Source organism: Burkholderia sp. Bp9099 (genome assembly GCF_003857805.1).
Taxonomy (GTDB): domain Bacteria; phylum Pseudomonadota; class Gammaproteobacteria; order Burkholderiales; family Burkholderiaceae; genus Burkholderia.
Map to the genome: position 1 here is coordinate 81746 of NZ_QTPU01000011.1, position 22884 is coordinate 104629.

A 22884-nucleotide genomic window follows, 5' to 3' on the forward strand; every position below is an offset into this window, starting at 1 on the left:
AACGTCACAGGAAATCGACCGGACATGAATCGAGTCGCAAACAAGGTCGCGCTGATCACCGGCGCGGCGAGCGGGGTCGGCCGCGCGGATGCGCTGCTGCTCGCCGCCGAAGGCGCGCGCGTGGTGCTCACCGACATCGACGAGGATGCGGGCCGCGCACTCGCGCGCGAGATCGGCGACACCGCGCTGTTCGTCCATCAGGACATCGCCGACGAAGACGGCTGGCGGCACGCGATCGCGTCGACGCTCGAGCGCTTCGGCCGCCTCGACGTGCTCGTCAACAACGCGGCGATCTGCCCGGTCGGATCGATCGAGGACACGAGCCTCGACACCTGGCGACGCGTACTGCGCGTCAACGCGGACGGCTATTTCCTCGGCTGCAAGTACGCGATCGGCGCGATGAAGCACAACGACACGCCGGGCTCGATCGTGATGATGTCGTCGGTCGCCGCGCTCGGCGGCCTGCCGATGATGTGCGCGTACACCGGCTCGAAAGGCGCGGTAACGGCGCTCGCGCGCAGCGTCGCCGTGCACTGCAAGCGCAGCGGCTACCGGATCCGCTGCAACTCGATCCATCCGGACGGCATCTGGACACCGATGACGCAGGCGCTGATGCCAGGCCTCGATCCGGCCGAGCTCGGCATCGGCAACGATCCGATGGCACGCATGTGCGATCCGCAGGACGTCGCGAATCTCGTGCTGTTCCTCGCATCCGACGAATCGCGCTTCGTGAACGGCGCGGAGCTGCGGATCGACAACGCGCAACTGGTTGCGTCGCTGTGATGCGGCGCGTGGCTTTTCCGTTCGAAGGAGTAGCGTTCCGATGATTTCCTTTTCCGGCAAGACCGTGCTGGTCACCGGCGGCGGCGCGGGCATCGGCCGCGCGTGCGCGCAAGCGTTCGGCGCGGCGGGCGCGCGGGTCGTGGTGGCCGAGGTCGATCCCGCCCGCGCGCAGGACGTGCGTCAGGCACTCGAAGCCGCGGGCGTCGACGCGCTGGTCGGCACCGTCGACGTCACACGCCGCGACGAGGTCAACGCGTTCGCGCGGACGATCGACGCCCGCTTCGGCGGGCTCGACGTGCTCGTCAACAACGTCGGCGATTTCCTGCAGATCGCGAAACCGTTCGACGACCATACCGACGACGACATCGCGCGGCTGTTCGACGTGAACCTGCGCCAGGTGTTCGTCGTCACGCGCGCGATGCTGCCGTTGCTGCGCAAGCGCGGCGCGGGCAGCAGCATCGTCGGCGTGTCGTCGATCGAGGGCTTTCGCGCGATCCCGAACTGCACCGTGTACGCGTCGTTCAAGGCCGCGCTGACCGGCTTCACGAAAAGCCTCGCGCTCGAACTCGGGCCGGCCGGCATCCGCGTGAACCAGATCGCGCCGGAGACCACCGAGACGCCGCAGGTGCCGGTCAGCGCGATGGTCGCGCCCGAGCATCGCGCGCACGTCCCGCGCTGGATTCCGCTCGGGCGCTTCGGTGCGGCCGGCGACATCGCGGGCGCCGCGCTGTTCCTCGCGAGCCCGCTCGCCGCATGGGTCACCGGCACGACGCTTCACGTCGACGGCGGCGCACTCGCGGCGGCCGGCTGGTATCGCGATCCGAACGGATTCTGGACCAACATGCCGGTCGTCACCGGCAACGGCTTCAATTTCTGAGCGACGTTCCGCACGGATTCGTCCGTTCAATCATCGGTTCAATTCAAGCGGCGCAGCGGCGCCGCCACCGGAGACACCATGAAAATCCTGATCATCGGCGGCACCGGCCTCATCGGCGGCCACGCCGCATTGCATCTGCGCGCGCAAGGCAACGACGTGACGCTCGCCGCGCGCAAGCCGCCCGCGCGGGGCAGCGCGCTCGCGCAATTCGACGTGCTGCTGCGCGACTATGTGGCCGGCAACTTCACGCGCGACGATCTCGCGCCATTCGACGCGGTCGTGTTCGCGGCCGGCAACGACATTCGCCACCTGCCGCCCGGCACCGACGAAGCCGCGCACTGGGAACGCGCGAACGTCGACGCGGTGCCGCGCTTCTTCGCGCTCGCGCGCGACGCGGGCGTAAAGCGCGCGGTGCTGGTCGGCAGCTTTTATCCGCAGGTCGCGCCGGCGCTCGTCGACACGGTGCCGTACGTGCGCTCGCGCCATCTCGCCGACGAACGCGTGCGCGCGCTCGCGTCGCCGTCGTTCGCGGTGTGCAGCGTGAATGCGCCGTTCGTGGTCGGCTCGGTGCCGGGGCTGCGCAACGAGATGTTCGCCGCGTACACGGGCTACGCGCAGGGCAAACTCGCGGGGCTGCCGGTGTACGGGCCGGCCGGCGGCAGCAACTTCATCTCGACGCAATCGCTGTCCGAAGCGATCTGGGGCGCGCTGCAGCGCGGCGAATCCGGCAAGGCCTATCTCGTCGGCGACGAGAACCTGAGCTTCGCCGACTACTTCGCGGCGTTCTTTCGCGCGGCCGGCAATCCGCAGCCGGTGCCGTCGCTCGACCAGGAGCATCCGCTGCTGCCGGACATCGCGATCTATACGGGGCGCGGCAACGTCGTGGCGTACGAGCCGGACCCGGCCGATATCGCGCTGCTGCGCTACCGGCGCGGCGACGTGCAGCGCGCGGTGAACGAAGTGGTCGCGCAGTGCGGCGCGTAAGCGCACGGTCGGCGTTGCACGCGCGACGCTGAAACGAAGCAGAAACGAAAACGTCCCGCCACCGGCGATGCATGCCGGCGGCGGGACGTTCGTGCCGCAACGGCGTTACGTCGTTACCGCGTGACTTCGACTCGCATCGTCAGCCGCCGATACGCTGTTCGATGTTCCTCATCGTCTCGGTCAGCTCCGCGGGCAGACGCAGCTTCAGCGTGTCGAACAGCGCCGCATGCAGCTTCAGTTCCTCGCGCCATTCGCTTGCATTCATCGACGTGACCGCCTCGAACTGCTCGCGCGTGAAGTCGAGCCCGTCCCAATGCAGGTCGTCATACGCCGGCGACACGCCGAACGCATGTTCGCCGCCGCCGCCGTTGCCTTCGAGGCGATCGAGCATCCACTTCAGCACGCGCATGTTCTCGCCGAAGCCCGGCCACACGAACTTGCCGTTCGCGTCCTTGCGGAACCAGTTCACGCAGTAGATCTTCGGCAGCGTCGCGCCCGCGCCTTCGAGCTGCTTGCCGAGCTTCAGCCAGTGCGCGAAATAATCGCTCATGTTGTAGCCGCAGAACGGCAGCATCGCGAACGGGTCGCGGCGCACCACACCCTGCTGGCCGGCCGCGGCGGCGGTCGTCTCGGAGCCCATCGTCGCGGCCATGTACACGCCTTCGACCCAGTCGCGCGCCTCGGTCACGAGCGGCACGGTCGTCGAGCGGCGGCCGCCGAAGATGAACGCGTCGATCGGCACGCCGGCCGGGTTCTCCCAGTCCGCGTCGATCGACGGGCATTGCGATGCCGGCGCCGTGAAACGCGAGTTCGGATGCGCGGCCTTGCGGCCCGTTTCCTTGCCGATCTCCGGCGTCCACGGGTTGCCCTGCCAGTCCGTCAGCTTCGCGGGCGGCGTGTCGGTCAGGCCTTCCCACCACACGTCGCCGTCTTCCGTCAGCGCGACGTTCGTGAAGATCACGTTCTCCTTCAGCGTCGAGATCGCATTCGGGTTGGTCTTCACGCCGGTGCCCGGCGCGACGCCGAAGAAGCCGGCTTCCGGGTTGATCGCATACAGGCGCCCGTCGCGGCCGGGCTTCAGCCACGCGATGTCGTCGCCGATCGTCGTGACCTTCCAGCCGTCGAAGCCCTGCGGCGGGATCAGCATCGCGAAGTTGGTCTTGCCGCACGCGGACGGGAACGCGGCCGCGACGTGATACTTCTTGCCGGCCGGCGACGTCACGCCGAGGATCAGCATGTGTTCGGCGAGCCAGCCCTGGTCGCGGCCCATCGTCGACGCGATGCGCAGCGCGAAGCACTTCTTGCCGAGCAGCGCGTTGCCGCCGTAGCCGGAGCCGAAGCTCCAGATTTCACGCGTATCGGGGAAATGCACGATGTACTTGACCGGGTTGCACGGCCACGGCACGTCATTCTGGCCCGCTTCGAGCGGATGCCCGACGCTGTGCACGCACGGCACGAATTCGCCGTCCTCGCCGAGCACGTCATACACCTCGCGGCCCATGCGCGTCATGATCCGCATGTTCACGGCCACGTACGGGCTGTCGGACAGCTCGACGCCGACGTGCGCGATCGGCGAACCGAGCGGGCCCATCGAGAACGGCACGACGTACAGCGTGCGGCCGCGCATCGAGCCGCGGAACAGGCCGTTCAGCGTCTCGCGCATTTCTTCCGGCGCGATCCAGTTGTTGGTCGGGCCGACGTCGTCGGGCGATTCGGTGCAGATGAAGGTGCGGTCCTCGACGCGCGCGACGTCGGACGGATCGGACTGCGCGAGATACGAGTTCGGGCGCTTCGCCGGATTCAGGCGCGTGAGCGTGCCCTGGTCGACCATCGCCTGGCACAGCGCGTCGTTTTCTTCCTGCGAGCCGTCGCACCAGACGACACGCTCGGGCTCCGTCAGCGCCGCGATCCGCGATACCCAGTCGATCAGCTTGCGATGTTTGACGTATGCCGGGGGAGCGATCAGCGGGCCGTGCGTCGCTTCGGCCAAAGAGTTTTGCGACATGGGAATGTCTCCAGATTATTGGGCGGGGATGGGGGATGCGGGGCGAGCCCGCGAGATGGGGAATGCGGTCGGAGCGCAGGTTGAAGCGACGCGCAAGGCGGGACGCGCGAGCGGAGCGCGTGTCGATGCCGCGATGCGGGCGAGAGAATGTGATGTCTCGTATGAGTGTGCGAACGCGAGTTTCGCCATGCAAGCAACCTGCCGTACAACTCCATATCGGCCAGCATACCATCGCCGTTATTGGGCTGGCGTTGCGTTGCAACAAGAAACAACTGTGTCGACGCGCCGGCACGCCGCTTGCCGGCAGGTCCTTTTTTTGCGCCGCCGTGTGCGCTTTGGGGACGAAACGGCTGGAACGTCCGTCCGGCAAGGGTTTCGCAAAAGCGCAAAATCGGCGCGACACGTTCGCATGCGATGCACCCGAACCGTCGCCGTCCGAATTCACGTTTTCGCTACTCAGGCAAACCCTGAATTAGGTTGCGTACACAAACATCCGTCGCGCACGCGTTGTGTACGCTACCGCTCAAAACGGCGCGCCGGGCAATCCGGGGTAATACGCGCCCGCCGCCATCCCGCCGTCGACCGACAGCTCGGCGCCGTTGCAGTACGACGCTTCGTCACTCGCGAGAAACAGCGTCGCGCGCGCGATTTCCTCAGGCAAGCCGACACGCTGCAGCGGCACGTGCGTGTAGTGCTTGTTGACTTCGTCGAGCGGTGCGCCCGTCGGGTTCGACATCGCGGTGTTCACGCCACCGGGATGGATCGAATTCACGCGCACGCCCTGGTGGCCGAGTTCGAGCGCCGCCACCTTCGTCAGCCCGCGCACGCCCCATTTGCTCGAGACGTAGGCGGCCAGCGCATTCACGCCGCGCAGCCCGTCCACCGACGAAATGTTGACGATCGACCCGCGCTTTTGCGCGATCATGCGCGGCGCGATCGTATGGATGCCGACGAACGTGCCGACAAGATTGATCGACACCGCACGCTCGAAATCGCGTTTCGACAACTCGGTGATCGCGCCGAACATCAGCACCGCCGCGTTGTTGACGAGCACGTCGATGCGGCCGAACTGCTCGACGGTCGCGTCGGCCACGCGTTGCCAGTTTGCTTCGTCGGCCACGTCGAGCCGCATGAAGCGCGCGGCGTCGCCGAGCTCGCGCGCAAGCGCCTCGCCTTCCGCGTCGAGCACGTCGGCGATCACGACGCGCGCGCCCTCTTCGACGAACAGCCTGCACGTCGCCGCGCCCATTCCGCGCGCGCCGCCCGTGACGATCGCTACCTTTCCTTCCAGTCGACTCATGTCGTTCTCTCTTCGATGCGTTTCGATTTCAGTTCCGGTTCCGGTTCCGTTTGCTGGCCGCCACGCCCGGCCGCACGCCGGTGCGCGGCCGATCACGAGCTGACGACGACGCGGCGATCCCGCGCCAGCCGTCAGCCCCAGTACGCCTGCCCGCCGTCGAGCGGCAGCGTCGCGCCCGTCAGGTAGGCCGCGTCACGGCTCGCGAGAAACACGATCGCGCGCCCGATGTCCTGCTCGCAGTCGCCGACGCGGCCGAGCGGGATCGTGCGGAAGAACGCGGCGGCCTCGTCCGGGTTCGCGTCGACCCAGCCCTTCAGCCCCGGCGACAGCGCATGCGGCGCGACCGCGTTCACGCGGATGCCGTCGGCGCCCCATTCGCATGCCGCCGCACGCGTGAGCGCACGAATCGCTTCCTTGGTTGCCGCATAGGCGCCGTAACCCGACGTGTCCCAGCGCACCGCGGCCGACGATGCGAAATTGACGATCACGCCATCGCCCTTCAGATGCGGATGACACGCGCGCATCATCCGCAGCGTGGCGATCGGCCCCGATTCGAGGCCCGCGAGAAAATCCGCGTCGGTCACGTCGAGCAGGCGGCCGAGCGGTACGACCTGCGCGTTGTTGATCAGGATCTGCACGCCGCGAAAACGCTCGACCACGGCGTCGACGCACTGCACGATCTGCGCGGCGTCCATCACGTCGCACACGAACGGCTCCGCGACCCCGCCGCGTGCGCGAATCGCATCGCACGTCGCGACCAGCTTGTCGCGCGTGCGGCCGACCACCGCCACCTGCGCGCCTTCGGCCGCGAGCGCGTGCGCGACGCCTTGCCCGACGCCCTGCCCCGCGCCCGTCACGAGCGCGACCTTGCCCTTGAGCATGCCCATGCGCGCTCCTTAAGCGACAATTGCCGGATGCGCCTGCACGGGGCCGCCGAGCAGTTCGCGATACGACGGCGGCTGTTTGCCGTCGAGATCGGCAATGCCGTATTGCAGCGCGGCTTCCGCGCCGACCAGCACCTGCCCGGACAGCGCCATGCGCTGCGGATCGGCATGGATCGCGTGAATCACGCGGCCGGTGAATTCGGGGCTTTCGGCGACGAGCGAGAATTCCTTGTAGAGGTCCGGATGCTCGTCCCACACGCGCGTCGTGCGCTCGGTGCGCAGCGGCCCCATCCAGATCGACACGGCCGCGACGTCGAACGGCTTCAGGTCGACCGCCATGTCCTTCGCGAACTTGTCGACGCCGGATTTCTGCGCGCCGTACGCGGCGCCGTGCATGTAGCAGCTCGCGCCGAACGACGACGTGAACGCGATCAGCCCGCTGCGGCGCTTCGCCATCAGCGGCGCGGCATGCCAGCTCGCGACATAGGCCGAACGCAGCCCGACGTCGAGGATGTTCACGAGGTCCAGCGGCTTCTCCCAGAACGGGCCCGGCAGGATCAGCTGGTCGTGCAGGTACGTCGCGTTGTTGACGAGGATGTCGAGCCGCCCGCTTTCCCGTTCGACACGCTCGAACAGCGCCTTCACCTGCGCGTCGTCCGCGTGGTCGCACGCGACCGCGATCCCGCGGCCGCCGAGCGCGTCGATCTCGCGCGCGGTCTCGTGGATCGTGCCGGGCAGCGGCGCATCGCCTTCGTTCTGCGAGCGGCCCGTCACGTAGACGGTCATGCCGGCCGCGCCGAGCGCGCGCGCGATGCCCTTGCCTGCGCCGCGCGACGCGCCCGTCACGACGGCGACCGGCGCCTCGTGGTTCTGTGTCATGTTCGATGTCTCCTGGGGGAATGTTCTCGACCGGCGCGGGGAGCGCGCGTCGTTTCGTTATGCAGCAGACGGCTGCGCGCCGGCGAACAGCACGCCAGGCGCATCGCCGTCGTAGCGGGCCGACAGCGTCGACGTGACGACGCAACGCGTGGCCGCGATTTTCCATTCGCCGTCGACCTTCCGGTATTCATCGTCGTAGGTCGCGCCGAGCTGCGTGAGCGTGCGCGCATCGGTGTCGAGCATCTGGTAATGCAGCCCCCACGTGCCGCGCGCATGCGTGTCGTCGAGCACGGTGATGTGCGGATTCACGCCGTGGTGCATCTCGACGATGTGCGGGTGGCAGCCGAGCCGCTCGAACACGTCGACGAGCGCGTCGCGATGCTCGAACGTGCCGATCCGGCCATAGTCGATGTGCACGGTGCCTGGCGCGAAACAATCGCGCATCCCTTGCGGATCCTTCCGGTCGCAGCACGTGAAGTAGCGGGCCTTCAGCTGGCGAATCGCGTCGGCGTCCTCGAGCCTGCGCACGCGCACTTCCATTCGTTCGATCGGGGTCATGCCGTCTCCTTGGTCTCGTGTGCGCGGATCGAAGCCGCGTCGACGCCACGTTACAGCCGCACGAATGGCCGGCCATCACCTGTTTGGATGAACCTCGATGGTCCGTGGAGGCGGAGATGCACGCGGCCGTCGCGGCGTTCGTCCGAACAGACGATGTGACATGAGTGGCTTCGTTCCTAAGATCGGAGGACACCACCACGAGACACGGCGATGGACGAGACGACCCGCACGCTCTACGAGCACGAGCAGATCCGCCAGCTGAAGTACCGGTATTTCCGCGCGATCGACACGCACGACTGGGCGTTGCTCGAACAATGCGTGACGGAGGATTGCGAGGTGCGCCTGCAAGGCGGCCGCTATGCGTACGACGGCCGCGACGCGTTCGTGTCGAGCCTGCGTGCGCTGATCGGCAAGCCGACCTTCCTGACGATGCATCACGGCCATCATCCCGAGCTCACGCTGGTGTCCGCCGGTCACGCGTGCGGCGTGTGGTTTCTCGAGGATCACGCGATCAATCTCGAGGATGACTACCTGGTGCACGGCACCGCGTTCTACGACGACCAGTACGTGAAGCACGACGGTGTGTGGCGCATTCACGCGACGCGTCACGAGCGCCTGTTCGAAACCGTCACGTCGCCGATTCCGCCGTCGTTCACGCTGACCGCGAACCGCTTCGCGCCGCACGCGCACGACGCAACGCGCCCGGCCGATTCGGCCGTCAACGCTTCCTGAAACCCGGCGGCAGCGCCGCCGATCCCGTCATTCCCCCCTGGAGCCGGAGCAATGGAGAAAGTCATTTACGTGTTGTGGCGCGACGCGCAGGCCGCGCCCGAGCCGTGGAGCCGCAGCGTGCGCGCGCAGCTCGCCGACAAGCTGCTGTCGCTCGGCGCGCACGGCGTGCAGGTGAACGTCGCCGACGCCGACGTCGCGCCGGCCGCCGGCCTCAAGCAGACCAACACGCACCCGGGCATCGACGGCATCGTCGCGGTATGGATCGACAGTGCGAACCCGATGTTCCGCCAGCCGTTCGACGACGCGGTGCGCGCGGCCGTCCCGCACATGGCCGCGTATCTGGTCACCGAATCGCAGCCGATTCCGAACACGCGCTTTCCGGCGCGGCCCGGCGAGCGCACCAGCGGCTTCTCTCAGCTCGCGTTCCTGAAGCGCCCGCCGCGCCTCACGCACGAAGCGTGGCTCGATGTGTGGCACGGCCATCACACGCGCGTCGCGATCGATACTCAGGATAACTTCCTGTACGTGCAGAACGTGGTCGTACGCGCGCTCACGCATGCGGCGCCCGGCTACGACGCGATCGTCGAGGAGTGCTTCCCGGCCGCGGCGATGACCGATCCGTACGCGTTCTTCGATGCGGTCGGCGACGAGGAGAAATTCCAGCGCAACGTCGCGGAGATGATGGACAGCTGCGGACGCTTCATCGACTTCGACAAGATCGACGTGGTGCCGACGAGCCAGTACGTCGTGAAGGCGGTGCGCGGATAAAACGCGGATAAAAAAAACGCCAACCCGTCATGAACGGGTTGGCGTCGTGCCGCGGGTATGACGATTACGAGAACTGGTTCATCGTGTTGTCCTTGCCCGCCGCCTTCAGCGCTGCTTCGCCGCTGAAGTATTCCTTGTGGTCGTCGCCGATATCCGAGCCGGACATGTTCTGGTGCTTGACGCACGCGATGCCCTGGCGGATTTCCTTGCGCTGCACGCCGGCCACGTAGCCGAGCATGCCCTGGTCGCCGAAGTATTCCTTCGCGAGGTTGTCGGTCGACAGCGCGGCCGTGTGATACGTCGGCAGCGTGATCAGGTGATGGAAGATGCCGGCTTCACGCGATGCATCGGCCTGGAACGTGCGGATCTTCTCGTCGGCGAGCTTGGCCAGTTCGGTCTCGTCGTACTCGACGCTCATCAGCTGCGCGCGGTCGTAGGCCGACACGTCCTTGCCCGCGGCCTTCAGCGCGTCATATGCCTGCTGACGGAAGTTCAGCGTCCAGTTGAACGACGGGCTGTTGTTGTACACCAGCTTCGCGTTCGGGATGACCTTGCGGATTTCGCTGACCATGCCGCCGATCTGCGCGATGTGCGGCTTTTCGGTTTCGATCCACAGCAGGTCGGCGCCGTTCTGCAGCGACGTGATGCAGTCGAGCACGCAGCGTGCTTCGCCCGTGCCGGCGCGGAACTGGAACAGGTTGCTCGGCAGGCGCTTCGGACGCAGCAGCTTGCCGTCGCGCTTGATGACGACGTCACCGTTGCCCAGCTGGTCGGCCGACAGTTCCTCGCAGTCGAGGAACGCGTTGTACTGGTCGCCCAGGTCGCCCGGCGCGTTGGTCACGGCGATCTGCTTGGTCAGGCCGGCGCCGAGCGAGTCGGTACGGGCGACGATGATGCCGTCGTCCACGCCCAGTTCCAGGAACGCGTAGCGGATCGCGCGGATCTTCGCGAGGAAGTCCTCGTGCGGCACCGTGACCTTGCCGTCCTGGTGGCCGCACTGCTTCTCGTCGGACACCTGGTTCTCGATCTGGATGCAGCACGCGCCCGCTTCGATGAACTGCTTGGCCAGCAGGTAGGTCGCTTCAGCGTTGCCGAAACCGGCGTCGATGTCGGCGATGATCGGCACGACGTGCGTCACGTGGTTGTCGATCTTTTCCTGGATCGCGGCCTTGGCAGCGGCGTCCTTGGCGGCGTCCAGCTCGCGGAACAGGCCGCCGAGTTCACGTGCATCGGCCTGGCGCAGGAACGTGTACAGCTCGCGGATCAGCGCGCTGACCGAGGTCTTTTCGTGCATCGACTGGTCCGGCAGCGGGCCGAACTCCGAGCGCAGCGCGGCGACCATCCAGCCCGACAGGTACAGGTAACGGCGTTCGGTGCTGTTGAAGTGCTTCTTGATGGAGATCATCTTCTGCTGGCCGATGAAGCCGTGCCAGCAACCCAGCGACTGCGTGTACTTGGCCGGGTCGGCATCGTACGCGGCCATGTCGGCGCGCATGATCTTCGCGGTGTACTTCGCGATGTCGAGCCCCGTCTTGAACTTGTTCTGGGCACGCATGCGGGCCGCATACTCGGGGCTGATGGCATTCCACGCGCTGCCGTGGTTTTCCTTCAAGCCAGCCACTGCCTTGATGTCGTCTTGATATTGGGACATGTCAATCTCCTGGGAACGAAGCGCATTTGAGTAAAGGGTTCAGCGTGCCCGCTCCGTGTGACGAAGCGAACTGCATGGACTCAATGGTAACGCCCCGCGACGCACTGTCGAGCAACTCTTATATAAGACATAAGATATAAATTCTTCTTGTTTTTCAATGAGATAAGTAACGCGTTTTGCGATGCAAAACAGGTTTTCAAGCGGCGGGAAGACGATGCGGCCGGAATTCGGCGCACATTCCGCGATATGAAACGGCCTTTCGGCAGTTGGTGGGAGGACAGGCTCGGCGATTCATGTTTCGCGCTTTTGCCACCGACATGACAAAACGTCTATACTTGGACAATCCATCGACGGCGAACCGACAGGCGCCGTTCCCGCGTACCGCGATGCGCGCCCTCCTGCCTGGAACCCCATGAGCGACTACCCCGTCTTCGACGCGCTGTGCGAACTGCTGAACACCTCGGGCGCGCGGTTCCGCGTGCTCGATCACCCGGCCGAAGGCAAATCCGACGCGATCGCCGCGCTTCGCGGCACGCGTCCCGAACAGGGCGCGAAAGCGATGCTCTGCACGTTCAAGGACGGCGGCGACGCCACCGCGCTCGCGGTGATCCCCGGCCACCTGAAGATCGACTTCCGCAAGGTCGCCGACGCGGTCGGCCGCCGCAAGGCGACGCTCGCGCCGCCCGAACTCGCCGCCGCGGTCACGCGCTGCGTGATGGGCGCCGTGCCGCCGTTCGTGTTCGACGCGAACGTGACGCTCGTCGTCGACCCTGCCCTGATCGAACTCAACGACGAAATCGCGTTCAACGCAGGCCGCCTCGACCGCTCGGTCGTGCTCGACGCGTCCGACTACGTGCGGATCGCCCGCCCGCTGCTGGCCGACATCACGCGGCCGGAAACGACCGGCGCGCCCGTGCTCGAGGCCGGCGCATGACCACGCCCCGCCCCAGGCCGCAGTCGGAACAGGCGTCGCTGATCGAGCAGGTGCTGCGCATCGCCGAAGGGCTCGGCGCGATGTTCGCGCCGTTCACCGAAGTCGTCGTGCACGACCTGCGCACGCCGGAGCACGCGATCCTCGCGATCCACAACAACCTGTCGGGCCGCGCGATCGGCGATCCGGCGACCGAACTCGGGCTCGCCCGCATCGCGGACGACGACTTCCCCCAGGTGCTCGCGAACTACGCGAACCGCTTCGCCGACGGCCGCACCGCGAAAAGCACGTCGATCGGCATCAAGGACTCGGGCGGCCGCTATGTGGCCGCGCTGTGCCTGAACGCGGACGTCACGCTGTTCCGCGGCTTCCAGGGGATGCTGAACCAGTTCTGCAGCACCGAAGGCGCGCCGGTCGCCGAAACGCTCGACCCGGCCGGCGCGGACGCGATCCGGCAGCGCATCGACGCGTTCGCGACGCGCCTCGCGACCACGCCGCGCGAGCTGAAGACCGACCAGCGCCGCGAGCTGATGCAAACGCTGAAAGCGGACGGCTTCCTCGAGGTGCGCCGCGCGATGGAAATCGTCGCGCAGCACCTCGGCGTGTCGCGCGCCACTGTATACAACGATGCGAAATGACGCGTGCCCGCGGCGCGCCCCGCTTACCTGTTGACTGACTCTTCCGACGAGCGACTCATGAACACTCCGACCCTCCCCACCTACGACGACGTTGCGGCCGCCGCGGCGCGGCTCGATGGCCACGCGCACCGCACGCCCGTGATGACGTCGCGCACGATCGACGAAGCGCTCGGCGCGCAGGTGTTCTTCAAGTGCGAGAACCTGCAGCGCATGGGCGCGTTCAAGTTCCGCGGCGCGTTCAACGCGTTGTCGCGCTTCGACGCGACGCAGCGGCGCCACGGCGTCGTCGCGTTCTCGTCCGGCAACCATGCGCAGGCGATCGCGCTGTCGGCGCGCATCCTCGGCATCCCCGCGACGATCGTGATGCCGCAGGACGCGCCGGCCGCGAAGATGGCCGCGACGCGCGGCTACGGCGGCAACGTCGTGACCTACGACCGCTATACCGAGGACCGCGAGCAGATCGGCCGCGAACTCGCGGAAAAACACGGGCTCACGCTGGTGCCGCCCTACGACCACGCGGACGTGATCGCGGGCCAGGGCACGGCGGCGAAGGAACTGTTCGACGAAGTCGGGCCGCTCGACGCGGTCTTCACGCCGCTCGGCGGCGGCGGCCTGCTGTCGGGCACGGCGCTCGCGACGCGCGCGCTGTCGCCGCATGCGAAGCTGTACGGCGTCGAGCCGGAAGCCGGCAACGACGGCCAGCAATCGTTCCGGTCCGGGTCGATCGTCCATATCGACACGCCGCGCACGATCGCCGACGGCGCGCAGACGCAGCACCTCGGCAACCTGACGTTCCCGATCCTGCGGCGCGACGTCGACGACATCCTGACCGCGACCGACGCGGAGCTGGTCGACTGCATGCGCTTCTTCGCGACCCGTATGAAGATTGTCGTCGAGCCGACCGGCTGCCTGTCGTTCGCGGCCGCGCGCCGGATGAAGGACGAACTGCAAGGCAAGCGCGTCGGCATCGTGATCAGCGGCGGCAACGTCGATCTCGAGAACTTCTGCGCGCTGGTGTCCGCCTCCGCGTAATGCGTCGCGGCGCGCGGATGACCGCATGAACATCCTGTCATCCGCGCGCCGCCGCTCCTTCACGCCGCGTTAAGTTTCGCGCCCTAGACTGAATGCGTTGTCCCGCAGTCAGTCGTGAAGAAGGAGTCACCATGAACACGCACGCGATCGTCGCCGCCGCCCTCGCGGCAGCATCCCTTTCGGCGTTCGCTCAACCGGGCGTGACGTCATCCGGTTTTCCCGCCACGCTGCTGCACGCACCGCACGCCTCGGTCGCGCAGGCAGCCCACCGTTCGCCCGCCGCGCTGCCGCATGCCGGCTTCGTGCTCGCGAAGATCGATCAGAACAATACGCCGCCCGATCGCGGCGGCGACCCGAGCGGCCGCACGCACGGCGGCATGCATATGTAACGCGGGTCACGCTGCGTGAGCCGGCCGCGTCGGTCGGCCGGCCCGCGTCACGCCATCACAACGACGGCAGCGACGGATCGCGCGCGGCGAGGATGTCCGCGGTGCGCCGCTGCAGCGCGCCGTCGAGCGTCTCCGGCTGTGGAATCAGCCAGTAGCGCCCGTCGCGAATGCCGTCGAACGCGCGCGCCGCGAACGCGTCGGGCGTGAGCCCATGCGCGTTCAGCATCGCGCGCATCGTATCGACGAAGCCCTGTACTTCGGGCCGGTCGTGCGCGGCGCCGAACGGGTCGTTGAAGATGCCCGTCTGCACCGGGCCCGGCGCGAGCAGCGACACGCCGACCGGCGCGCCGAGCATCTTCAGTTCGCCGTACAGCGATTCGGTCAGCGCGACCACCGCGAATTTCGTCGCCGAGTAAGGCGACATCAGCGGGCTCGGCAGGAACCCGCCGACCGACGCGGTATTGACGACGCGCGCCGGCACGTTGCGCTCGAGCATGCGCGGCACGAAGCTGCGGATCCCGTTCATCACGCCGTGCACGTTGATCGCGACGCTGCGCTCGAAGCGCTCCGGCGTGATTTCCCAGCTGAAGCCGGTCGCCATCACGCCCGCGTTGTTGAACAGCAGGTCGACGCCGCCGAAGCGCCGCCAGGCGGCGTCGGCCAGCGCGTCGACGGCTTCCGGGCGGCTCACGTCGGTCGGCACGCACAGCACGTCGGTGTCGAGCGTCGCGGCGAACGCGTCGAGCTTCGCCGGGTCGAGGTCGGCCAGCACCACGCGCATCCCGAGCGCGGCCGCGTGGCGCGCGAGCCCGCTGCCGATGCCGCTGGCCGCGCCGGTGATCACGGCGGTGCCGCCGTCGAAGCGAATCGGGTTCGTCATGTCACAGTCCTGCCGGGTCGATATGGGGATGCGCGTACGCCGGAATCTCGGGCGGCGGCAACGGCGTGCGGCCGTCGAGCGAGCGCACCGCGAGCGCCTGCGACATCGGAAAATGCAGGCTGTGCGTGACGAGGCCCGTGCGCTCGCGCGCCGGCAGGCTGCACAGCGCGAGCGCGGTTTCCGCCAGATACGCGACGTCCTCGGTCGGATAGCCTTCGGGGATATAGCGGGCCGCGCCCGGCGTGCGGATCGCGGTGCTCGGCGCGACCAGGTTCACCGCGATGCCGTCGGCTTCGAGTTCGGCTGCGAGCCCCTGCGTGAAACGCGACAGCGCGGCCTTGACCGCCGCATAGACGGTCGCGCCGCCCGCGCGCGCGAAGTCGTCGAACGGCCGCAGCGGTGCGAGCGCGGTGACCGAGCCGACGTTCACGATCCAGCCGGCGCCGCGCGCGCGCATCAGCGGAATCGCGGCCTGGCTCAGTGCGAACGGAATGCGCAGGTAGTGTTCGATCGTCGCGTCGAACATCGTCATCGGCATCGCGTCGACGCACGCGTAGTCGGCCACGCCCGCGTTGTTCACGAGGATGTCGAGGCCGCCGGCCGCCTCGGCCGCGCGCGCGACGAGCGCATCGCGCTCGGCCGGCTTCGACAGGTCGGCCGCGAGTGCGATCGCGCGGCCGCCGGCCTGCTCGATCAGCGCGACCGTTTCGGCGAGCGTGCCGGCGGTCGTCGCCGAGTGCGTGAGGCTGCGCGCCGTCACGACGACGGTCGCGCCTTCGGCTGCGAGGCGCTGCGCGATCGCGCGGCCGATGCCGCGGCTCGCGCCGGTCACGAGCGCGCATTTGCCCGCGAGCGTCGCGGTTCGGTGGTCGGTCATGATGTCTCCGGTGTAGGTGATGGTGTGTCGGGGAGCGTTATGCGTCAGCCCGCGATATCCGCAACGTGCAGCACGAACTTGGTTTTCGCGTCGCCCGTTTGAACGAGGTCGAGCGCGCGCGCCGCCTGTTCGAGCGGAAAACTGTCGAAGCGCGGCACGCGCAGCGTGCGCATGCCGAGCCGCTCGGCGATCGATGAAAGCGTGGCGCCGCTCGGCATCCGGCTGTAGGTCATCGCGGTGCGCAGCCCGCGCCGCGCGGCCTCCGCGCCCGTCGCGGCCAGCCGCTGCGCATCGCCGGGCGCGAGCGTCATGATGGTCACGAGCGTGCCGCCCGGCGCCAGCAGGTCGAGTGCGGCGGGCAGCGTGTCGCCGCCGACCGCATCGAGCACGAGATCGACGCCGCCGGGCGCCCACGCCCGCACGGCCGTCGCGATGTCCTGCGCGCGATAGTCGATGCTCGCCGCCGCGCCGAGCGCTTCGACGCTCGGGCGGTTGCGCGCCGAGCACGTCGCCACGACGCGTGCGCCGGCCTGGGCGGCAAGCTGGATCGCGAAGGTGCCGACCGCGCCCGCGCCGCCGTGCACGAGCACGGTTTGCCCGGCCCGCAGCCCGCCGTCGTCGAACAGGCCGGCCCATGCGGCCAGCGCGGGCGTCGGCGTGGCGGCCGCTTCCGCGAAGCCGACCGCGTCGGGCAGGCGCACGACCGAGTCGTGCCGCACCGCGACGTATTCCGCATACGCGCCCCAGCGCCCCGCGCCGACGTCGGTCTGCGCGAATACGCGCATCCCGGGCGCGACACCTTCGACGCCGTCGCCGACCGCCGCCACCACACCTGCCGCGTCGAACCCGATCACGAATGGAAACGTCATTTGCATGAACGCGCCGAGATAGCCTTCGCGGCATTTCCAGTCGGCGGGATTGACGCCCGCGTACGCGACGCGGATCAGCACATCGCCGGGGCCCGGCTTCGGGGCGGGAACGTCGGCCAGTCGCAGCGCGTCGGAATGGCCGACGCGGTCGATCAGCAAGGCTCGCATGGTGGTGTCTCCGGTGTTGTCGTTTGCATTGCGGCGGGTCGCGTGCGCGTCGCGCGTCACGCCGCCGTGTCGGCCAGCAGGCTCGACGCGAGCGGACAGAACGCGTGCGAGATCGCCTCGACCGTCCAGTCGGGGCTTTCGGCGTCGAAGCGGCGGTCGACCCAGCCCCAGTGATACGGATGCAGCAGGTATTCGCCGAGCAGATCGCCGACGTGCGCGAATTCCTGTTGCCAGACGTGGGTCCACATGCCCGGCGTCACGATCCGGCTCAGCCGCCAGTTGCGGATCCCGGGCATGAATGCCGGCATGCGCAGCAGTTCGCGCTCGAGATCGCCCACCTGCGCTTCGCCGGCCGTGGGCCGCACGCGCAGCATCAGCGTGCGCCATACGCCGTCGCGCAGCGCCGGTTCGCGCAGGCCGCCGCCGATCGCATGACACGCCGCGCCGTCGATCCGCACGACGCCCGGCAGGCCGGCCAGCGCGGCGAAATCCGTCGCGTGGCCGGTCGCCCGTTCGTCGCGCAGCACGTCGAGCGTGTAGTCGCCCGCGCCCCAGCAGCCGTCGAGATTGCGCGCGAGCGCCACGCGGGTCGCGCCGGGCAACGCCTGCGCGGCATCGCGCAACGCGTGCTCGAATGCGCCGGCATCGCCGGTCGCCGAAACGAATATCTGAGCCGTGTCATGCCGCATGGTCGATCTCCGTCAGTGCGGACAGCGGCGCATCGGCATCCGTCATCACATGGCGGCGGCGGGCGTCGCACAGTGCGTCGACGGCCATCCAGAACGCAACCACGTCGCCGTCGGTCAACGCGCGAATCCGGTAGTACGACGGCGCATCGGCGACCTGCCACGTCAGCCACAGCGTGCTCGGCTGCCCCGGCACCGCGACGGGCGGCGACACCCAGCGGCCGGCCGCCGTCAGTCCGCGTGCCGCGTGGCCCGGCAAATAGCGGTCGCGCAGCAGCGCCAGCACGTCGGGAATGCGCTCGGGCGCGAGGGTGATTTCGTCTACGATCTGAATCATTCGCGGGTCGTCTCGGGTGGTTCGTGGCGGGATGCGATGCCGGCCGCCTACGCCGTTCCGGCGAGGCCGGAAGCGGCCGGCGTGAGTAGCATTCTTGCGTGGCGGCGGTCGGCGAACCCCTACCGGCGCGCTCACCGGCCCCTGTCAGGACGCTCAAACCGGGAGACATATGAAACAGCGCGCATTGCCGGCACGCGGCCGCGTGCTGCCGGGCTTCGGTGCCCGTCTGCTCGACGAACTGGCGCGCAGCGGCGTGCCGCCGGCGCAACGGCCTGCGCCGCCTGCCGTTGCTGCTGCGTCGACGACGACACACGGCGGCTTCGTCGCGCTGTACCGCGACGCGATCGAGCGGCTCGAGGCGCAGGTCGCGCGCGGCGACGGCCATCCGCCGATGCGCAAGCAGGAAGTCGACCTGATGTGCCGGTGCCTGCTCAGTTGCGCGACGCTCGCCGACGCGATCCGCTGCGCCGCCGAGTTCTGCGAGATGCTGACGCCGCGCGCCGGCGCGCTGTCGCTCGCGGTGCGCGACGGACGCGCGACGTTCCGGATGGATTCGCTGCGCCGCACGCGCAGCCCCGCCGCGTGCCTCGTCGACCTGACGGGGCTGTTCTGCTATCTGCAACTGTTCGGCTGGCTGATCGGGCAGCCGCTGCGGCCGGACGAAGTCTGGCTCGGCCATCCGCGCCGCGAAGACGCAATGCCGCTGCTCGGGCTGTTCAACGCGCCGGTCGACGTCGGCCGCAAGACCTACGGCTTCGCGTTCGACGCGGTGCGGCTCGATGCACGCGTGATCCGCCAGCCGGGCGAGCTGGCCGCGTTTCTCGTCGATTTTCCGTTTGGGCTGATCGATGCCGCGCCGGCCGTCGTGTCATGGGCGCAGCAGGTGCGCGGCTTTCTCGATGCGGCGCTCGCGCGCGAACAGGCGCTGCCCGCGCTCGCGGCGCTGGCGACATGGCTCGGCGTCAGCGAAGCGACGTTGCGGCGGCGGCTGGCGGCCGAAGGCAGCGGCTATCACGCATTGCGCGAACAGTGCCTCGCCGACGTCGCGCGGCGCTGCCTGCGCGAGTCGGACTGGCCGGTCGCGCGAATCGCCGCGCATCTCGGGTTCGGTGGCGAAGAAGCGTTTCGGCGGGCGTTCGTGCGATGGACGGGCATCGCGCCGAGCCGGTTCCGGCGCGATTGCAGCGCCGCCGGCGGTGCGTTTCGTCAGACATGAAACGCGGTGCGAAGGCTCGAATTGAAATGATTTAGAAAGCATCCGGCGAACACTGACGTTTTTTCGCATCCCTGCGCACTTCGATAATTGACGCGCCGGCGCGCTCGCCATTACGCTTGCGCGCTGATGGTTCCCGGGAACGGGATCAAAAGGGAACGCAGGAGAGGCCGTGCCTCGAATCTGCGGCTGCCCCCGCAACTGTGAGCGGCGAATCCGCACCACCCCATGCCACTGGGAAACCGGGAAGGCCGGTGCGAATCGCGACCCGCGAGCCAGGAGACCTGCCATCGACCCGAGGTCCAAGCAGCCGCACCGGGCGGGGTGTCCCGATGCGCCAGCACCGCCTTTGGCGGTCGCCCCGTTGCATGGACGGCCCGACCTCAGGACCCTTCGGATGTCCGATCTTTCCGCCTCCGCTTCCACGCCGGAAGCGTCGTGCCGTTGCGCGGCCAGTCCGCGCGGCGTGTCCGCACGCGTGTGCCGTGCCGTGTCGCGCGGCACGCGTCATGACGACACGCGTGAATGCCGCCCACGCTGGCCGGTCCCGCGATAGACCAACGACAACCAGGCGGTACTCGCCGCCACCCGCTTACGCTCGCCGTACCTGCAACACGATCACCCTCGCTGCCTCATGAATCTTCGCCACCTTCTCGCCACGTCCGCCGCCACGGCGCTGCTCTCCCCGATCGCCCACGCCGCCGGCGACATGCCGCCCGCGCAGCCGCCCCAACCCGCCGAAGGCGCCGACCTGCCGACGATCAGCGTGACCGACACGCGGCATCTGCCCGAGTCGTTCGACCAGCGCTATGCGACGACGCAGGTGCTCACGCGCGCCGATCTCGACCGGCTGTCGCCGAGCGACCCGAGCATCACGCAGGCGCTCGCGACGCTGCCGGGCGTGACCGTCTCGCAGAACGGCGGCCCGGGTTCGTCGGCGTCGGTCAGCATCCGCGGCTCGTCGGCCAGCCAGGTCGCGGTGTTCATCGACGGCATCCGGATCGGCTCGCCGACCACCGGCATCGCGCCGTGGGCCGACCTGCCGACCGAAGCGTTCGAGCGCGTCGAGGTGATCTCGGGGCCGGCCGCCGCGTCGTTCGGCGCGAACGCGATGGGCGGCGTCGTGCAGCTGTTCACGCGCCGCGCCGCCGGCCAGCCGAACCAGACCACCGTGTCGTTCGGCGGCGGCTCGAACAAGACCTTCGACACGCAGTTGCGAACGTCGGGCACCGTGCCGTCGACGGGGCCGCTCGCCGCGCTGGGTGGCCTCACCTACACGCTCGGCCTGCACGACTACAACACGGCGGGCATCGACGCAACGCGGCCCGTGTTGCCCTACCACGAAGACGGCCGCAATCCGTATCACGCGCAGGACCTCGATGCGCGCCTCGGCTATGCGCGCGACAACTGGTCGATCTCGACGTTCGCGCTGTACCACCGCTCCGACCTGTCCTATGACAACGCCGGCTTTGCGAACCGCGAGCTCGATCATCAGCTGACGACGGGCCTCGCGTTCCATCTCGACGTCACCCCCGACACGCAATTCGACCAGTCGTTCGGTTATGCGAACGATCGCCAGTTCCTGTACGCGAGCGACCCGGCCATCCCGACCGACCAGATCAACTCGCAGCGCATCAGCTCGTCGACGTCGCTGACCCATCAGGCGCACGGCTTCCATCTGTTCGGCCTGCCGCTGTCGGGCGAGACGAAGGTGGCGTACGACTTCACGCGCGAACAGGCGTTCCTGCCGGTCGACGTGCCGGACGGCGTGCCGACGCGCAACGATTCCGCGTTCTCGCTGCATCAGTCGGCGACGCTCGGCAGCGTGACGATGTTCGTCGCGGGCCGCCACGAGATCATTGCCGGGAAGGCCGTGAACACCGGCAACGCCGCGCTGTCGTGGGCCATTACGCCGGTCTATACGGCGCGCGTGTCGTACGGCAATGCGTTCCGCCTGCCGTCGTTCAACGACCTGTACTACCCGGGCTACGGCAATCCGGACCTGAGCCCGGAACGCAGCGATTCGGTCGAGGCCGCGCTCGACGCGAACACCGCGTACGGCACGTTCAGCGCCGCGATCTACGACACGCGCGTCAGCAACCTGATCGCGTACAACCCCGCGACGTTCTCGCCGATCAACATCGGCCGTGCGCATATCCGCGGCATCGACCTGTCGTACAAGGGCACGATCGGCCGCTATACGCCGGTCAGCGTCGCGATCGGGATCCTGAATCCGCAGGACGAGACCAACGACAGCTGGCTCAACCGCCGGCCGCGCCAGACCGTCAGCGTGAACGTCGACCACACGTGGGACGAATTCCATCTGCACGCGCTGAGCACGGGCGCGTCGCTGAGCTACGGCGGCACGACGTTCGACGATCCGGCCAACACGACGTACCTGCCGTCGTACCTGAGCGTGAACCTGCGCGCGTCGTACAGGATCAACGCGCACCTGACGGTGTCCGCCACGCTGTCGAACCTGTTCGACCGTCAGTACATGACCGCGTACGGCTACAACACGCTCGGCCGCACGGCGTTCGGCAAGGTCAGCTATACGTTCTGAGCGGGGTGGTCGGTGCATCGGCACCCAGGTGCGCGGGTGGCGATGCCGACGGGTGTACGGGTGCCGGATGTCGTCGGCCGCGAGCGCAAGATCGCGTTCGCTCGCACCGCGCTACGCGTCACGCCCCTGCGACGCCCCGCACGCCCGCGATCAACTGGATCGCGCCGAACGCGGCGATCACGACGGCCGACATGCGCGATAGCCGGTGCATGAACGTCAGCGACATCTTCGTGCGCAACGCGGCGGTCGCGCTGCTCAGGCACAGCCACCACGTCGCGGAACCCAGGAATACGCCGGCGACCATCAGCGCGACGGCCGCCCCCATCGCGCCTTCATGCGTGCCCGCCAGCGGGCCGAGCGCCGCGAAGATCCCGACGAACGACAGGATCGTCATCGGGTTCGACAGCGTGAGGCCGAAAGTCGTCAGGAAATCGCGCAGCACGGTCGTGCGCGGCAGGTCTCGAACCGCCGCCGATGCGGTCGACGCCGCCGGCGCCTGCCGCGCGATCGACCACGCCAGCCACACGAGGAACGCGCCGCCGCCGATTTTCAGCGCGACGGTCAGCATCGGGAACGCGGTGACGATGCCGGCGACGCCCAGCGCGCCGAGCAGCCCGTAGATCGCATCGGCGCACGCGGCGCCGATGCCCGTCGCGAACCCCGCGTGAAAGCCGCGGCTCAGGCTGCGCTGGATGCACAGCATGCCTATCGGGCCGACCGGCACCGCGATCGACAATCCCATCACGACGGACTTGATGAACAACATGGCCGGCTCCTCGCGACATGCAATGCGTTGAATCGTCATCGTAGGGAAACTCCGGTCGCCGCTGAAGGCGGTTTTTAAGGAAAAATAGCCGCTTCACCTTAAAAACTCCGCCGC

Annotated in this window: 23 protein-coding genes and 1 riboswitch; of the genes, 11 read left to right on the forward strand and 12 right to left on the reverse strand. The window is 68.3% G+C overall.

Annotated elements, in window-relative coordinates; translation table 11 throughout:
- Positions 1-24: 24 nt before the first annotated feature.
- The 3 genes from DIE17_RS14370 (at position 25) to DIE17_RS14380 (ending at position 2644) form a co-directional block, all read left to right on the forward strand.
- Positions 25-783 (forward strand): SDR family oxidoreductase, encoded by a 759-nt coding sequence (locus tag DIE17_RS14370; RefSeq protein WP_014899307.1) that lies wholly within the window; start codon positions 25-27, stop codon positions 781-783.
- A gap of 40 nt (positions 784-823) precedes the next feature.
- Positions 824-1660 (forward strand): SDR family NAD(P)-dependent oxidoreductase, encoded by an 837-nt coding sequence (locus tag DIE17_RS14375; protein ID WP_124519382.1) that lies wholly within the window; start codon positions 824-826, stop codon positions 1658-1660.
- 78 nt (positions 1661-1738) lie between these two features.
- Positions 1739-2644: an NAD-dependent epimerase/dehydratase family protein gene (locus DIE17_RS14380; protein WP_124666812.1), complete on the forward strand. Its 906-nt coding sequence runs from the start codon at positions 1739-1741 to the stop codon at positions 2642-2644.
- A gap of 139 nt (positions 2645-2783) precedes the next feature.
- On the opposite strand, the gene DIE17_RS14385 is transcribed toward DIE17_RS14380, so the two are convergent.
- The 5 genes from DIE17_RS14385 to DIE17_RS14410 all read right to left on the reverse strand — a co-directional run bounded on the left by DIE17_RS14385 (position 2784) and on the right by DIE17_RS14410 (position 8270).
- Positions 2784-4649, reverse strand: coding sequence for a phosphoenolpyruvate carboxykinase (GTP) (locus DIE17_RS14385; protein ID WP_124666811.1), 1866 nt, complete (start codon positions 4647-4649; stop codon positions 2784-2786).
- A 523-nt stretch (positions 4650-5172) separates the two neighbouring features.
- The gene (locus DIE17_RS14395) at positions 5173-5949 is read right to left on the reverse strand and encodes a glucose 1-dehydrogenase (RefSeq protein ID WP_124484724.1); all 777 of its coding nucleotides are present in this window, start codon (positions 5947-5949) and stop codon (positions 5173-5175) included.
- 131 nt (positions 5950-6080) lie between these two features.
- On the reverse strand, positions 6081-6836 hold the full coding sequence (locus tag DIE17_RS14400; protein WP_124645880.1) for an SDR family NAD(P)-dependent oxidoreductase: 756 nt from the start codon (positions 6834-6836) through the stop codon (positions 6081-6083).
- A 9-nt stretch (positions 6837-6845) separates the two neighbouring features.
- A complete protein-coding gene (locus tag DIE17_RS14405; protein ID WP_124666810.1) occupies positions 6846-7712 on the reverse strand; it encodes an SDR family NAD(P)-dependent oxidoreductase in 867 nt (288 codons plus the stop codon).
- 57 nt (positions 7713-7769) lie between these two features.
- Positions 7770-8270, reverse strand: coding sequence for a nuclear transport factor 2 family protein (locus DIE17_RS14410; protein ID WP_124921067.1), 501 nt, complete (start codon positions 8268-8270; stop codon positions 7770-7772).
- A 210-nt stretch (positions 8271-8480) separates the two neighbouring features.
- Here DIE17_RS14410 and DIE17_RS14415 point away from each other — a divergent pair, with 210 nt between their 5' ends.
- Both DIE17_RS14415 and DIE17_RS14420 read left to right on the forward strand, forming a co-directional pair.
- Complete coding sequence (locus tag DIE17_RS14415) at positions 8481-9002, forward strand: nuclear transport factor 2 family protein (RefSeq protein ID WP_124921068.1); 522 nt, start codon at positions 8481-8483, stop codon at positions 9000-9002.
- A gap of 51 nt (positions 9003-9053) precedes the next feature.
- Positions 9054-9770 carry an EthD domain-containing protein gene (locus DIE17_RS14420; RefSeq protein ID WP_044844608.1) on the forward strand — a complete coding sequence of 239 codons (717 nt, stop codon included), beginning with the start codon at positions 9054-9056 and terminating at the stop codon, positions 9768-9770.
- Positions 9771-9834: 64 nt separating this feature from the next.
- Here DIE17_RS14420 and DIE17_RS14425 read toward each other — a convergent pair whose 3' ends face one another.
- Positions 9835-11421 (reverse strand): isocitrate lyase, encoded by a 1587-nt coding sequence (locus DIE17_RS14425; RefSeq protein ID WP_044844609.1) that lies wholly within the window; start codon positions 11419-11421, stop codon positions 9835-9837.
- Between the two features lie 412 nt (positions 11422-11833).
- Between DIE17_RS14425 and DIE17_RS14430 the strand changes: the two genes are divergently transcribed.
- From DIE17_RS14430 to DIE17_RS14445, 4 genes are all read left to right on the forward strand, one after another.
- A complete protein-coding gene (locus DIE17_RS14430; RefSeq protein WP_124666808.1) occupies positions 11834-12355 on the forward strand; it encodes a YbaK/prolyl-tRNA synthetase associated domain-containing protein in 522 nt (173 codons plus the stop codon).
- Positions 12352-12990, forward strand: a complete 639-nt coding sequence (locus DIE17_RS14435) for a transcriptional regulator (protein ID WP_124523999.1) — start codon at positions 12352-12354, stop codon at positions 12988-12990. The genes DIE17_RS14430 and DIE17_RS14435 overlap by 4 nt, the downstream gene beginning before the upstream one ends.
- A 57-nt stretch (positions 12991-13047) precedes the next feature.
- Complete coding sequence (locus tag DIE17_RS14440; RefSeq protein ID WP_044844612.1) at positions 13048-14022, forward strand: threo-3-hydroxy-L-aspartate ammonia-lyase; 975 nt, start codon at positions 13048-13050, stop codon at positions 14020-14022.
- 131 nt (positions 14023-14153) lie between these two features.
- Complete coding sequence (locus DIE17_RS14445; RefSeq protein ID WP_124523997.1) at positions 14154-14411, forward strand: hypothetical protein; 258 nt, start codon at positions 14154-14156, stop codon at positions 14409-14411.
- A 55-nt stretch (positions 14412-14466) separates the two neighbouring features.
- On the opposite strand, the gene DIE17_RS14450 is transcribed toward DIE17_RS14445, so the two are convergent.
- From DIE17_RS14450 to DIE17_RS14470, 5 genes are read right to left on the reverse strand one after another with little or no spacing between them, the layout of a single operon-like run.
- Positions 14467-15291: an SDR family NAD(P)-dependent oxidoreductase gene (locus DIE17_RS14450; RefSeq protein ID WP_124645883.1), complete on the reverse strand. Its 825-nt coding sequence runs from the start codon at positions 15289-15291 to the stop codon at positions 14467-14469.
- Between the two features lies 1 nt (position 15292).
- Positions 15293-16168, reverse strand: a complete 876-nt coding sequence (locus tag DIE17_RS14455; RefSeq protein WP_124666807.1) for an SDR family NAD(P)-dependent oxidoreductase — start codon at positions 16166-16168, stop codon at positions 15293-15295.
- Positions 16169-16212: 44 nt separating this feature from the next.
- Entirely contained in the window at positions 16213-17205 is a 993-nt protein-coding gene (locus DIE17_RS14460; protein WP_124666806.1) for an NADP-dependent oxidoreductase, read from the reverse strand.
- Between the two features lie 56 nt (positions 17206-17261).
- Positions 17262-17894, reverse strand: a complete 633-nt coding sequence (locus tag DIE17_RS14465; protein WP_124666805.1) for a Dabb family protein — start codon at positions 17892-17894, stop codon at positions 17262-17264.
- A complete protein-coding gene (locus tag DIE17_RS14470) occupies positions 17884-18228 on the reverse strand; it encodes a hypothetical protein (RefSeq protein WP_124666804.1) in 345 nt (114 codons plus the stop codon). The genes DIE17_RS14465 and DIE17_RS14470 overlap by 11 nt, the downstream gene beginning before the upstream one ends.
- A gap of 169 nt (positions 18229-18397) precedes the next feature.
- Here DIE17_RS14470 and DIE17_RS14475 point away from each other — a divergent pair, with 169 nt between their 5' ends.
- Both DIE17_RS14475 and DIE17_RS14480 read left to right on the forward strand, forming a co-directional pair.
- Positions 18398-19444 carry an AraC family transcriptional regulator gene (locus tag DIE17_RS14475; RefSeq protein ID WP_124666803.1) on the forward strand — a complete coding sequence of 349 codons (1047 nt, stop codon included), beginning with the start codon at positions 18398-18400 and terminating at the stop codon, positions 19442-19444.
- A gap of 110 nt (positions 19445-19554) precedes the next feature.
- Positions 19555-19748: riboswitch (cobalamin riboswitch) on the forward strand.
- A 327-nt stretch (positions 19749-20075) separates the two neighbouring features.
- Positions 20076-22004: a TonB-dependent receptor domain-containing protein gene (locus DIE17_RS14480; RefSeq protein WP_124666802.1), complete on the forward strand. Its 1929-nt coding sequence runs from the start codon at positions 20076-20078 to the stop codon at positions 22002-22004.
- Positions 22005-22122: 118 nt separating this feature from the next.
- On the opposite strand, the gene DIE17_RS14485 is transcribed toward DIE17_RS14480, so the two are convergent.
- Positions 22123-22770, reverse strand: a complete 648-nt coding sequence (locus DIE17_RS14485; RefSeq protein ID WP_124666801.1) for a LysE/ArgO family amino acid transporter — start codon at positions 22768-22770, stop codon at positions 22123-22125.
- Positions 22771-22884 lie beyond the last annotated feature (114 nt).

Excerpts from the sequence above, each read along its gene's own strand:
- DIE17_RS14370 (WP_014899307.1), top strand. The coding sequence starts at position 25 with ATGAATCGAGTCGCAAACAAGGTCGCGCTGATCACCGGCGCGGCGAGC.
- DIE17_RS14375 (WP_124519382.1), top strand. The coding sequence starts at position 824 with ATGATTTCCTTTTCCGGCAAGACCGTGCTGGTCACCGGCGGCGGCGCG.
- DIE17_RS14380 (WP_124666812.1), top strand. The coding sequence starts at position 1,739 with ATGAAAATCCTGATCATCGGCGGCACCGGCCTCATCGGCGGCCACGCC.
- DIE17_RS14385 (WP_124666811.1), bottom strand. The coding sequence starts at position 4,649 with ATGTCGCAAAACTCTTTGGCCGAAGCGACGCACGGCCCGCTGATCGCT.
- DIE17_RS14395 (WP_124484724.1), bottom strand. The coding sequence starts at position 5,949 with ATGAGTCGACTGGAAGGAAAGGTAGCGATCGTCACGGGCGGCGCGCGC.
- DIE17_RS14400 (WP_124645880.1), bottom strand. The coding sequence starts at position 6,836 with ATGGGCATGCTCAAGGGCAAGGTCGCGCTCGTGACGGGCGCGGGGCAG.
- DIE17_RS14405 (WP_124666810.1), bottom strand. The coding sequence starts at position 7,712 with ATGACACAGAACCACGAGGCGCCGGTCGCCGTCGTGACGGGCGCGTCG.
- DIE17_RS14410 (WP_124921067.1), bottom strand. The coding sequence starts at position 8,270 with ATGACCCCGATCGAACGAATGGAAGTGCGCGTGCGCAGGCTCGAGGAC.
- DIE17_RS14415 (WP_124921068.1), top strand. The coding sequence starts at position 8,481 with ATGGACGAGACGACCCGCACGCTCTACGAGCACGAGCAGATCCGCCAG.
- DIE17_RS14420 (WP_044844608.1), top strand. The coding sequence starts at position 9,054 with ATGGAGAAAGTCATTTACGTGTTGTGGCGCGACGCGCAGGCCGCGCCC.
- DIE17_RS14425 (WP_044844609.1), bottom strand. The coding sequence starts at position 11,421 with ATGTCCCAATATCAAGACGACATCAAGGCAGTGGCTGGCTTGAAGGAA.
- DIE17_RS14430 (WP_124666808.1), top strand. The coding sequence starts at position 11,834 with ATGAGCGACTACCCCGTCTTCGACGCGCTGTGCGAACTGCTGAACACC.
- DIE17_RS14435 (WP_124523999.1), top strand. The coding sequence starts at position 12,352 with ATGACCACGCCCCGCCCCAGGCCGCAGTCGGAACAGGCGTCGCTGATC.
- DIE17_RS14440 (WP_044844612.1), top strand. The coding sequence starts at position 13,048 with ATGAACACTCCGACCCTCCCCACCTACGACGACGTTGCGGCCGCCGCG.
- DIE17_RS14445 (WP_124523997.1), top strand. The coding sequence starts at position 14,154 with ATGAACACGCACGCGATCGTCGCCGCCGCCCTCGCGGCAGCATCCCTT.
- DIE17_RS14450 (WP_124645883.1), bottom strand. The coding sequence starts at position 15,291 with ATGACGAACCCGATTCGCTTCGACGGCGGCACCGCCGTGATCACCGGC.
- DIE17_RS14455 (WP_124666807.1), bottom strand. The coding sequence starts at position 16,168 with ATGACCGACCACCGAACCGCGACGCTCGCGGGCAAATGCGCGCTCGTG.
- DIE17_RS14460 (WP_124666806.1), bottom strand. The coding sequence starts at position 17,205 with ATGCGAGCCTTGCTGATCGACCGCGTCGGCCATTCCGACGCGCTGCGA.
- DIE17_RS14465 (WP_124666805.1), bottom strand. The coding sequence starts at position 17,894 with ATGCGGCATGACACGGCTCAGATATTCGTTTCGGCGACCGGCGATGCC.
- DIE17_RS14470 (WP_124666804.1), bottom strand. The coding sequence starts at position 18,228 with ATGATTCAGATCGTAGACGAAATCACCCTCGCGCCCGAGCGCATTCCC.
- DIE17_RS14475 (WP_124666803.1), top strand. The coding sequence starts at position 18,398 with ATGAAACAGCGCGCATTGCCGGCACGCGGCCGCGTGCTGCCGGGCTTC.
- DIE17_RS14480 (WP_124666802.1), top strand. The coding sequence starts at position 20,076 with ATGAATCTTCGCCACCTTCTCGCCACGTCCGCCGCCACGGCGCTGCTC.
- DIE17_RS14485 (WP_124666801.1), bottom strand. The coding sequence starts at position 22,770 with ATGTTGTTCATCAAGTCCGTCGTGATGGGATTGTCGATCGCGGTGCCG.